This window comes from Cryobacterium sp. Hz7, from assembly GCF_004402815.1.
In the GTDB taxonomy this organism is placed as follows: Bacteria; Actinomycetota; Actinomycetes; order Actinomycetales; family Microbacteriaceae; genus Cryobacterium; species Cryobacterium sandaracinum.
This window is the reverse complement of record NZ_SOFB01000017.1, coordinates 22,735-32,089: the sequence shown is the minus strand read 5'-3', so window position 1 is coordinate 32,089 and position 9,355 is coordinate 22,735. Positions and strand designations below refer to the sequence as shown.

General features: G+C 69.8%; 8 protein-coding genes. 2 read left to right on the top strand and 6 right to left on the bottom strand.

Going from position 1 to position 9,355, the window contains the following annotated elements; genetic code table 11:
• From E3N86_RS04250 to E3N86_RS04235, 4 genes are all read right to left on the bottom strand, one after another.
• Positions 1-471, bottom strand: a 471-nt coding sequence (locus E3N86_RS04250) for a PadR family transcriptional regulator (protein WP_134511394.1), incomplete at its 3' end; no start/stop codon positions are given.
• A 2-nt stretch (positions 472-473) separates the two neighbouring features.
• Entirely contained in the window at positions 474-1,355 is an 882-nt protein-coding gene (locus E3N86_RS04245; RefSeq protein WP_166785000.1) for a DUF4097 family beta strand repeat-containing protein, read from the bottom strand.
• 180 nt (positions 1,356-1,535) lie between these two features.
• A complete protein-coding gene (locus tag E3N86_RS04240; protein ID WP_166784999.1) occupies positions 1,536-2,210 on the bottom strand; it encodes a universal stress protein in 675 nt (224 codons plus the stop codon).
• Positions 2,211-2,330: 120 nt separating this feature from the next.
• Entirely contained in the window at positions 2,331-3,125 is a 795-nt protein-coding gene (locus E3N86_RS04235) for a CPBP family intramembrane glutamic endopeptidase (RefSeq protein ID WP_134511393.1), read from the bottom strand.
• A 433-nt stretch (positions 3,126-3,558) separates the two neighbouring features.
• On the opposite strand from E3N86_RS04235, the gene E3N86_RS04230 reads away from it, so the two are divergent.
• Together E3N86_RS04230 and E3N86_RS04225 are read left to right on the top strand one after the other, a co-directional pair.
• Entirely contained in the window at positions 3,559-4,746 is a 1,188-nt protein-coding gene (locus E3N86_RS04230; protein WP_241977425.1) for a M20/M25/M40 family metallo-hydrolase, read from the top strand.
• A 287-nt stretch (positions 4,747-5,033) separates the two neighbouring features.
• Complete coding sequence (locus E3N86_RS04225) at positions 5,034-6,185, top strand: NRAMP family divalent metal transporter (protein WP_134343425.1); 1,152 nt, start codon at positions 5,034-5,036, stop codon at positions 6,183-6,185.
• Positions 6,186-6,658: 473 nt separating this feature from the next.
• Here the strand turns inward: E3N86_RS04225 and E3N86_RS04220 are convergent, their stop codons facing one another.
• Both E3N86_RS04220 and E3N86_RS04215 read right to left on the bottom strand, forming a co-directional pair.
• Positions 6,659-7,360 carry a GntR family transcriptional regulator gene (locus E3N86_RS04220; RefSeq protein ID WP_134401834.1) on the bottom strand — a complete coding sequence of 234 codons (702 nt, stop codon included), beginning with the start codon at positions 7,358-7,360 and terminating at the stop codon, positions 6,659-6,661.
• Positions 7,361-7,457: 97 nt separating this feature from the next.
• The gene (locus E3N86_RS04215) at positions 7,458-9,230 is read right to left on the bottom strand and encodes a biotin carboxylase N-terminal domain-containing protein (RefSeq protein WP_134511392.1); all 1,773 of its coding nucleotides are present in this window, start codon (positions 9,228-9,230) and stop codon (positions 7,458-7,460) included.
• Positions 9,231-9,355 lie beyond the last annotated feature (125 nt).

Sequence of the window (9,355 nt, the reverse complement as noted above, 5' to 3'; positions counted from 1 at the left end):
GGCTGCCGCGCCGGCGGCGGCCCCGGCCGCGGTGCGCGCGGCATTGCCGGCGGCGGTGCCGGCCTTGCGTGCGCTGCGGGCATCCCCCGCCTGGCGCTTGGCGGAGGCCAGGTCGAGGCGCAGACTGCGCATCGCCTCGCTGACTCCCGACCGCACGTCGTCGGCCAGTCGCCTCACGGAGTCGGCGACCTCGGTCTCGAGGTCGTGCAGGTCACCCTGGCGGGCCTGGAGTTCGGCGCGGCCGGCGTCGGTGATCTCGTAGACGGTCTTGCGGCCGTCCGTCGATTTGGTCACGAGTCCTTCCTCTTCAAGCTTGGCCAGGCGCGGGTAGATCGTGCCGGCGCTCGGGATGTACGTTCCGCCGAAGCGGTCGCTCAGCGCCTGGATCAGTTCGTAGCCGTGCCGCGGCTGATCGGCGAGCAGGCTGAGCAGGTAGAGGCGAAGGCTGCCGTGGGCGAAGACGGGGGTCATTCTCAGACCTCCCCGTTGGCGCGGGCGTCGCCCGGTTCGGTGTTTGTTCGTTCGCCGGCAGGGCCCGCGGACGCAGGCTCGCTGCTGCGACGCACCACCGTGATGTCGCCCGACACCGAGTTGGCCTGCAGCTCGAGCCAGCTGCCCTCGAGTGTGCCGGTGCTGGACTCGAAGCCCTTTCCGAAGGTGCCGCGAATCGTCTGGTCGTCCAGCTGCAGCGTGCCCGAGACGGTGTTCAGCCGGTAGCGCGTCGCCACATCGGCGCCGAGGCGCACGGTGAGGCTGCCGCTGATCGTGTTCGTGTTGATGGAATCGGGCGTGCCCTCGATGTCGAGGAACACCTCGCTGTTAACCCCGTCGAGACTGAAGCGCCGGATGGCCCCGCTCGCCGTGCAATCGCCGGAGACCGTGTGGGCGATGATGCTGCCCTCGAGGCCGCGCACCGACAGCTCGCCGTTCACGGCGTTGAGCTCCAGATCCCCGGTGACGCCGTCAACCACGATGTCGCCCGACACAGTGCTCAGCCGGGCGCCGTTCGTGAGGCCCGAGATCAGGGCCTCGGCCGAGATCACGCCGAGCTTCAGGGCCACGCCGCGGGGGACCAGGATGCTGACGTCTGCCTTCGCGGTGCCGCGGAACGATGCGAAGACCTCGATGAAGTTGTCCCAGCGCAGCTGCGGGTGGTCGATCTCGAGCGTGTCGCCGTCGACCGAGATCTTGAGGTCCTTGCCGGTCACGCTGTGCACCTCGATGCGAGTGCCCGGCTCGTCGTGGCCGATTACGTCGATCTTTCCGCCGATCATGCCCACCTTGAGCGCCCGAACGACCTCGATGTCGATCACCGTGGTCTGCCCGGGACTGACCAGCCATTTTTCCAAAGCCATGGAATTCTCCTTTTCGGGGGCGGCGTCCGCGCAACGGATGCTCACCACCTGTTCACGATATATCGCGTCTTGTTGAGATTCACGATATATCGCGAGTGGCGAGCGGACAAGCGCCGGCGGGAACTCTCAGCCGGGGTTCAGCTCTCGGTTCAGCTTTCGATTCAGGCTTCCGTACGGCGGTCAACTCTCCGGCTCGATGGTCAGGCCGAGGCGGGCGGCGCGCTCGGCCGATTCGATCGATTCGACCGGGGCGGCTCGCACGGTCAGCAGCGGGATCGGGGCTTTGTTGGCGATCTCCCGCGCCACGCTGCCAAGGAAACGCGAGCGGCGCTGCCGGTGGGAGCCGAGCGCGAAGAGGTCGTAGGCGCCGGAGCCCGCCCGGCGCAGGATCTGCTCGGTGGCGCCCCCGGTGGCCCGGGTGCTGAACGGGTGCACCGCAAGGTCGGCCAGCTGACCGACGGCGGCGGACTGGATGCCGGCGGCGATGCGGTCGAGCCTGTCGGGGGAAACGTCGCGCGCGACGTCGTAGTCGAGCACCGTCAGCAGCGTCACGGTCTGCAGCCTCGCCCCAAGGAGCAGCACGACCGTGACGGCGGCGTGGTCCGCGGCCTCGGAACCGTCGATGCAGACGAGCACCCGCACGTCTCCCTCGAGGGATTCCCCGGGAATCACGGCCGCCTCGGCCAATTCCTCCCGCTCGAGGTAGACGGCCAGGCCGGCCAGCGCGATGGCGAAGGGGCCGGCAGCCAGACCGAGAACCACCCAGATCGGGGCGTCGTGGCCGCGGCGGATCATCACGAACGCCGACGCAAGTCCCACCAGGACCCAGCCGACCGCCACCAGAAGCGGTGTCACCCAGACGCCTTCTGCCCACATGCCCTCAGCATTGGCGGCCCGCGCCGAACTTGCAAGGGCGCGAGGTCCGGCGGCCGGGGCATCCGTCGACCGGCTCGCCGCCTGAGCGCCGCCTGAGCTTCAGTACAGGAAGATCGGCAGCCAGTCGCGGGTGTGGGCGTGCACGATCACGAGGAAGACGACCGCGTCGAAGAGCAGGTGCACGATCACCACGTAGGTCAGTGATTTGGTGAGCGCGAAGGTGTAGCCCTGCAACAGCGCGAAGGGGAACGTCATCAGCGGCCCCCAGCTCTGGTAGCCCAGTTCCCACAGGAACGAGGTGAAGATCACGGCCTGCAGGAGATTGGCCTGCCAGTCGGGGAAATGACGCCTGAGCAGGGCGAACGCCGTGCAGATAAAGAAGAGTTCGTCCCAGATGCCGACGAAGCCGACGCCCACGAACAGGCGGGCGATCTCGTCGAGGGCGGTCACGGCCGGCCAGTTCTGGTAGGCGCCCGAACGGATGAAATAGGTCGGCAGAATCAGATAGCCCAGCAGCAGCACAAGCGGCAGGTACCAGCGTTCCAGGGAGGTCCAGCGCTGGCCGGTGCGGATCGGGAACCGGATCGCGTGGTCGCCGAACGCGTAGCGGGAGAGCAGGTAGGGCACGAGCACGGCGACGGTCAGCACGGTCCCCATCAGCGCCATATTCGGGTAGCTGATGTCGGCCTCGACCGAGATGGTGCTGATGATCAGCAGCCCGATCGCGATCAGGAGCAGATCCTTGAACAGGGCCCGGTCGATGGCGAAGGCGAGCCCGATGGCCGCGGCGAGTAGCGCGTAGCCGGGCAGCGGCTCGCGCGCCCCGAACAGCAGCACGGCGGAGGCGGAGAGCAGCGCGGCGGGGACGAGTCCCCAGGAGGCGCGCGGGCGCATCCGTTCGCTCGACGTTGCCGGTCCGGCGCCGCTGCCGGCGCTCGTGCCGCCTGTGAATGGGCTTCCCGTGCTCCCACTCGTGCCCGCTGCCCGTTTCGCTGACCCTGCCGCGCCATCGCCCATGAGATATGGTACCCAACCCGGGCGGGGAACGGCCGGTGCGTCTCGGCTCGCGACCGGGCATCGGGGCCCGGCGATGAACCAATTCGACGGAGATTTTGGGAGCAAGGAAGGTTTTCCAGGGTTTAAGGACCGATTCGGACGAAATCTCCGTCGAATTCGTTCGGGGGGTGCGGGCGGAACGTGTCGCCGGCTGCCCGGCCGGCTACCTCGCCGGCTACCCGGTCGCGAGATCGGGTGAATCGTCGCCGTGCAGCCCTGAAACCGACGTTTCACCCGCTTTCGCGGTCTGCGGCGCCGCTAGGTTGAGGGTGTGCATTCAGAGAGCGAACCGGTGGGCGTGGTGCAGAGGCTCATCGGCATCGATTCCGTTAACTCCGACCTGGTGCCGGAGGCTGCAGGCGAACGGATGATCGCAGCTTGGTGCGCAGACTGGCTCACCGCGCGGGGGTTCGAGGTGCACCGCCTCGAGGAGCATCCCGGGCGGCCTACGATCGTCGGCATCCGGCGCGGCACCGGGGGAGGGCGCTCCCTGATGCTCAACGGGCACCTCGACACCGTCGGCGTCGGCGGTTACGCCGGGGATCCGTTCGCGGGCGAGCTCCGGGACGGTCGCGTCATCGGCCGGGGAGCCTTCGATATGAAGGGCGGCGTCGCGGCGATCCTGGTCGCGGCGGCGCGGGCGACGGGAGTCGGGGGAACCGGGGCCCATGCGGCCGGGCCGGCCGGGGCATCCGTTCTCGCCGGAGACGTCATCGTCACCCTCGTGGCGGACGAGGAGTTCGGCAGCCTCGGCACCATGGAGGTGCTGCGCAGCTTCCGCGCCGACGCGGCGATCGTCGCCGAGCCGAGCGAGCTGTGCCTCACGCTCGCCCATCGCGGTTTCGCCTGGTTCGAGGTGGAGCTCACCGGGCTCGCCGCCCACGGATCCCAGCCGGAGCGCGGCATCGACGCCATCGTGCACGCCGGGCTGGTGCTGCGCGCCCTCGATGAGCTCCGGGCCGACATCGAGGCGGCGCCGGCGCATCCGCTGCTCGGCCACGGTACCGTGCGCGTGTCGACCATCGCCGGGGGTTCGGATGCCGCCACCGTCGCCGCCGCCTGCACGCTCACGATCGAGCGGCGCATGTTGCCCGGCCAGAGCCCCGACCGGGTCGAGGCCGAGCTCCGGGCGCTGCTGGAGCGGCTCGCCGACGTCGTCGCCGGGTTCCGCTTCCGGCTGACGCGGCTCGTGGCGCGTGCGGCGTTCGAGGCCGATCCGGAGTGGCCGATCGTGCGTCTGGTGACCGAACGGGCGACGGAGGTGCTCGGACGCCGGCCGGATGTCCGCGGCGAGCCGTTCTGGACCGACGCCGGACTGCTGCACGAGGCCGGCATCCCCTGCCTCGTCGTGGGCGTGGACGGTGGCGGAGCGCACGCCGACGCGGAGTGGGCGGACGCGGCATCCGTCGACGCGCTCACCGAGATTCTGACCCGCACGATCGCCGATTTCTGCGGGTAGTCCGCGCGCCCGGCGATCCCGCCCGAACCCTGCCTCGGCCCCATCGCCGTCCCTGCCCCGCTGCACCCCGCCGGCCGGGGGAGTCCATGTGGGCCTCATGGTTGTGCTGATTGTTGAACAATATGTAGGCTGGCTCGACATCAGTGACCGCCGGTGCTGACCTTCCGAGAAGTGAGCGCCCCATGGTTTTCAACGTCGTCCGCGCCAGGATTCGAGCGAAAACCGCAGGCGTGAAGAAGAAGCTGCGCGGCCCGCGCCGGGCGCAGCGTAGCGCGCTCCTCGGCGCCATGTTCCTGATGGCGACCAGCGCCGTCGGACCCGGCTTCATCGTGCAGACCACAAGCTTCACGGTGCAGCTCGGCGCAGCCTTCGCCTTCGCCATCCTGGTCTCGATCCTGGTCGACATCGCGGTGCAGCTGAACGTCTGGCGGGTAATCGGCGTCAGCGGTAAGCGAGCGCAGGAACTGGCCAACACAGTGCTGCCCGGCGCCGGCTGGTTCCTGGCCGCGCTGATCTGCCTCGGCGGGCTCGTGTTCAACATCGGCAACATCGCCGGTTCCGGCCTGGGTGTCAACGTGCTCTTCGGCCTGGACGCCAAGCTCGGCGGCATCCTCTCGGCGGCCGTCGCGATCGCGATCTTCCTCAGCAAACGGGCCGGGCTCGCGCTGGACAAGGTCGTCGTCGTACTCGGGGCCGTGATGATCGTGCTGATCGCCTACGTGGCGATCGTGTCGAATCCGCCCCTCGGCCTCGCGGTCAAGAACGCGGTGCTGCCCGACGACATCGACGTCCTCATCATCACCACACTGATCGGCGGCACGATCGGCGGCTACATCACCTACGCCGGCGCGCACCGGATGATTGACGCCGGCGTGACCGGACGGGCCCAGATCACCGAGATCACCCGCAGTTCGGTGCTGGGCATCATCATCACCGGCGTGATCCGGGTGCTCCTGTTCCTCGCCATCCTCGGCGTGGTCGCCGGGGGCGTGGACCTGACCAGCGACAATCAACCCGCGGAGGCCTTCCAGGCCGCAGCCGGCGAGATCGGGTTCAAACTTTTCGGCATCGTGCTCTGGGCCGCGGCCATCACCTCGGTGATCGGGGCGGCGTACACCTCGATCTCGTTCGTGACCACTTCACAGACCTCGCCCCGCACCCGCAGCATCGCCACCGTCGTCTTCATCGCCGTGTCAACGTTGGTCTACACGCTGCTCGGCCAGGCCCCGGCCACGCTTCTGATCATGGCCGGCGCGGTCAACGGGCTGATCCTCCCGTTCGGCTTCGCTGTCATCCTCTGGGTGGCCTGGCGCCGCCGCGACCTGCTCGGCGGCTACGTCTACCCGAAGTGGCTGCTGGGCATCGGCGTGCTGGCCTGGCTGCTGACGCTGTTCCTCGGCTATCAGTCCCTCGGCGGACTCGCGACGCTTTGGGGCTGACGGATGTGCCCGACCCCCACCCTGCACGGCCCGCCGCGCGCCGCCGCTCCGACGGCCCCCGAAGACCCCCGAAGACCCCTTGAGACTCCCGAAGACTCCCGAAGGCCCCTTGAGACTCCCGAAGACCCCTTGAGGCTCCCGAAGACCCCCGAAGGCTTCCATTTCCCGCTGCTGTCCGCCGACCCGGTGCCCCCTTTCTCCGTCGCCGACATCCACCCCGCTGCCTGCTTGATCGCCCGCCTCTGTGGCTAACTCAGGAGTTTTGTTTGCGTGGTCACCGGCTGGTGCTGGCCGCCGCACTGGTCCGCGGCTGCGGTGCGCGGCCCGGCGGGATCTCCTGAGTTAGCCACAAACCAGCGCAGCGCGGAGGAACAGCGCGGAGGAACAGCGGAGGAACAGCGCGGAGGCGCAGCACAGCCGCACGCAGGCAGCTGAGGGGAGCGGGGCCGGGCAGCCGTGCCGGATACCGCCGGCTAGCGGACGGACTCGGCCACGATCGACAGCAGCTGGGCCTCGGCGCGCTGCAGGTAGCCGGTGAGCAGGGCCGCGGCATCCGTCGACCGGCCGGCCGCCAGCAGCTCGACGATGCGGGCGTTGTCGTCGACATAGGGCGCGTGGAAGGTGGCCTCCTCGCCCATCGAATGGAAGACCAGGCGCATCTCGGCGAGCACCTGCGCCATCAGCAAATTGAGGCGGTCGCTGCCGGCCAGGGCCACGACACCGGCGTGGAACTCCTGGTTGGCACCGGCCATGCCCGGGACCGATCCGGCCTCGCGGGCCTTCCGCGCGCTCGCGACGGCCTGGCGCAGTCCGTCCAGCCTCGCCGGGGTGAGCTCCTCGGCCGGTGTGAATGCCAGGGCACCCGGCTCGAGGTAGCGCCGCACCCGGTAGATCTCCCGAATGTCGTCTGCGGTGGGCCGGGCGACGAAGACGCCCTTGTTCGGGATGCGGGTGACCACCCGTTCGGCGCTGAGCGTCGCGAAGGCCTCGCGGAGGGTGTTGCGCGAGACGCCGAGCGCGTCGCAGAGCGGCTCCTCGGGGAGCTTCGTGCCGGGCGGCAGGTGGCCGGCCGCGATCCGCTCGCGAAGCACCCCCGACACCCACTGGCCGGTCTCGGCATGACGCGCCGACGCGGTGCGGTGACGCAGGTCGGCGAGGGTCTCGGCGAGGGTCATGGTGCCCACGATACCGCCCGGTCGGAGCGGCGGCCCGAGGACGGGCGGGGTGTTCCGGCGGTTCCGGCGGGCAGCCGGAACCGGGCGACGGATACGCTCAGTCCCCGATCGAGGCGACCGCGCTGTCCACCGCCACCGTGTCGCCGGGCTGAACCAGCTGCTCCCGCAGGATTCCGCTGCGGTGCGCCACCACGATCGACTCCATCTTCATGGCCTCGAGTACGAGCACCGGGTCGCCTGCGGCCACGAGCGCACCGGATGGGGCCATCCACTTCACGACCGAGCCGCCCATGCTGGCCCGGAGGGTGGCCGGGTCTGCGGCGGGGGCCGAGTGGCCCCCGGTGGGAAGGCCGTCGGCAGCGGTGACAGCGGCCGCACCGGCCGCGCCGCCCAGCCCGCGAAGGAGACTGTCGAGGAGGGCGGCAGGCAGGCCGAGCGCCATCCGTCGCCCGTCGACCTCGATGGTGATGGTGTGGCGGGCGGCCTCCGGCGGCACGGGATTGAACTGGGGGTCGCTGGGCAGTTCTTCGGAGAAGTCGGCCTGGATCCAGCCGGTGTGCACGTCGAGGTGGTCGGGCGCGGTGAATGCCGTCGAAGTGACCACGGCACGGTGGAACGGCAGCACGGTGGGCAGGCCGGTGATCTCGAACTCGGCAAGGGCTCGGCGGGCGCGGCGCAGGGCCTGCTGCCGGTCGGCGCCGGTGACGATCAGCTTGGCGAGCAGGGAGTCGAACCGGTCCGGCACGATGCCGCCTGCCCTGACCCCGGAATCGACCCGGATGCCCGGCCCGGTCGGCACGGTAAAGGTCGCCACGGTCCCGGGGCACGGCAGGAACCCGCGCCCCACGTCTTCGGCGTTGATTCGGAACTCGAACGAGTGCCCCCGCGGTTCGGGGTCGGTGAAGATGGGAACGGGCCCGCCGGCTGCGATCTGCAGCTGCGCCAGTACCAGGTCGATGCCGCTGGTCTCCTCGGTGATCGGATGCTCGACCTGCAGCCGGGTGTTCACCTCGAGGAACGAGATGGTGCCGTCCTGCGCGAGCAGGTACTCCACGGTGCCCGCGCCGGTGTAGCCGGCGGCCCGGCAGATGGCCTTGGCCGAGGAATAGATCTGGTTTTTCTGCGCAGGGGTGAGGAACGGCGCGGGCGCCTCTTCGACGAGCTTCTGGTTGCGGCGCTGCAGCGAGCAGTCGCGGGTGCCCACGACGATCACGTTGCCGTGGGTGTCGGCGAGGATCTGCGCCTCCACGTGGCGGGGTTTGTGCAGGAACCTCTCGACGAAGCACTCGCCGCGGCCGAAGGCGGCCGTCGACTCGCGCACGGCCGAATCAAAGGACTCCTCGATCGCATCCATGTCCCAGACGACCTTGAGGCCGCGGCCGCCGCCGCCGAACGCCGCCTTGATGGCCACCGGCAGGCCGTGCTCCATGGCGAAGGCGCGCACCTCGGCGGCGGTCTCCACGGTGCCCTCGGACCCGGCGACCAGGGGAGCTCCCACCCGGATGGCGATCTCACGGGCGGAGACTTTGTTGCCCAGCACCCGGATCGCGGCGGGCGTCGGACCGATCCAGAGGAGTCCCGCGTCAATCACGGCCTGAGCAAAATCGGCGTTCTCCGAGAGGAAGCCGTAGCCCGGGTGCACGGCGTCGGCGCCGGAATTCTGGGCGATGCGCAGCAGCTTGGCCACGTTGAGGTAGCTGTCGGTCGGGCTGTCGCCGCCAAGTGCCCAGGCCTCCGTGGCGGCCGAGACGTGCAGGCCGTCGGCGTCGACGTCCGCGTAGACGGCCACGGAGTCAAGGCCCGCGTCGTCGCAGGCGCGAGCGATGCGCACGGCGATCTCGCCGCGGTTGGCGATCAGAACTTTCTGCATGGTTCAGCTCTCATTCGGGGCGTGTGTTCGGGGGGTGTTTGGGGCACGCGCGGGGGCTGCGCCGCTCCGCGCGTGGCGTGCCGGCAGCGCAGCGGCGCAGCAACCGCGTAGCGCGTGAGGGCGGG

Excerpts from the sequence above, each read along its gene's own strand:
- E3N86_RS04245 (WP_166785000.1), bottom strand. The coding sequence starts at position 1,355 with ATGGCTTTGGAAAAATGGCTGGTCAGTCCCGGGCAGACCACGGTGATC.
- E3N86_RS04235 (WP_134511393.1), bottom strand. The coding sequence starts at position 3,125 with ATGCGCCCGCGCGCCTCCTGGGGACTCGTCCCCGCCGCGCTGCTCTCC.
- E3N86_RS04225 (WP_134343425.1), top strand. The coding sequence starts at position 5,034 with ATGTTCCTGATGGCGACCAGCGCCGTCGGACCCGGCTTCATCGTGCAG.
- E3N86_RS04220 (WP_134401834.1), bottom strand. The coding sequence starts at position 7,360 with ATGACCCTCGCCGAGACCCTCGCCGACCTGCGTCACCGCACCGCGTCG.
- E3N86_RS04215 (WP_134511392.1), bottom strand. The coding sequence starts at position 9,230 with ATGCAGAAAGTTCTGATCGCCAACCGCGGCGAGATCGCCGTGCGCATC.